The sequence below is a fragment of the Corallococcus exercitus genome (genome assembly GCF_003611585.1).
In the GTDB taxonomy this organism is placed as follows: Bacteria; Myxococcota; Myxococcia; order Myxococcales; family Myxococcaceae; genus Corallococcus; species Corallococcus exercitus.
In genome coordinates, this window is the sequence record NZ_RAVW01000797.1 from 1 (window position 1) to 1,207 (window position 1,207).

General features: G+C 72.3%; 1 protein-coding gene. It reads right to left on the reverse strand.

All coding sequences use genetic code 11. The annotated features are described in order from the left end of the window. Positions 1 to 175: 175 nt before the first annotated feature. Entirely contained in the window at positions 176 to 982 is an 807-nt protein-coding gene (locus D7W79_RS42105; protein WP_244222283.1) for an Ig-like domain-containing protein, read from the reverse strand. Between the last annotated feature and the right edge of the window lie 225 nt (positions 983 to 1,207).

Here is a 1,207-nt window from a genome sequence, read left to right on the forward strand (position 1 = left end):
CGCCCGCCCTGCCCGGATGACGTGGAGGCCGCGGCCAAGAAGAAGGGCGCCAAGAAGCCCGCGCCCGCGAAGCCCGCCGCGCCTCCCGCGAAGAAGCCGTAGCAGACCGGTGGCCCGCCACTCCCATGCGGCGGGCCCGGCCTTCGCCGAACGGCGCCAAGCCTGGGGGCCGGCCCTACTCGACGATGAAGTCCGCGGCGGTGCGGCGACGGCCGGCCACCACCGACACCACCGCGCGGCCCTGGCCCACGGCCGTCACGCGGCCCTCGGGGGACACCGTCACCACGGCGGTGTTGGAGCTGAACCACTCCAGCGGCACCTTCTCCAGCGCCACGCCGTTGCGGTTGTACGCGCGCGCCTGGACCATCACCGACTGGCCCTTCTTCTTGAAGGTGTACGAGGTGAGGTTCAGCCCCAGGCGGGCGAAGTCCGGCGGCACCACCTGCACGGCGATGGCGCGGTTCAGGTGACCCAGCGTCGCGGTGACGGTGGCCGTGCCGGCCGACGCGGCGATGAGCTCGCCGTTCTCCACGCGCGCCACCTCCTCGTTGCTGGAGCGGAAGGCGGGCACCGCGTCGGGGATGACGTGGCCCGCTTCATTGCGCGCCACCACGCGCAGCTTGATGGTGCGCCCCACCTCCACGAAGTCCGCGCCCGGCGCGCGCACGTCCAGCGACGCGAGGATGGTGAGGTCCAGCGGCAGCGCCGCCTTCGCGCGGCCACCCTGCACGCCGATGATGGTCTTGCCGGACTTGCGCGCCACCACCGTGCCGTCCTCCAGCACGGAGGCCACCTCCGGCGCGGAGCTGGTCCAGCGCAGGCGCGTGTCCATCATCTTGCGCCCGTCCGCATCCAGCACGGTGTAGTTGAGCGGCAGGTTCTGCCCCTGCGTGCGCAGGTAGCGCTGCTCGGGTTGTTCGAGGGTGATGGTCGTGGGCGACGGTCCACACGCACCGAGCACACCCAGCGCGAGGAAACCCAACAGGGAAAGGGACGGTGGACGTGACGTCTTCACGAAGGCAGGCACGGGGGGCGGTGGGGAGAGGCGGAGTCTACCGGCTGACCACTCGACGGGCGGGAAAACCGCGAGCGCCCGCGCCGAAGTCCGGGCGCCTGCACGCCTGCTGACGACTTCCGGCCACTTTCAGCGGCGCGGGGTCCGGGCCTCCATGGCTCCCAGCACCTGCGCGGCCAGGGCCTCTCCCTC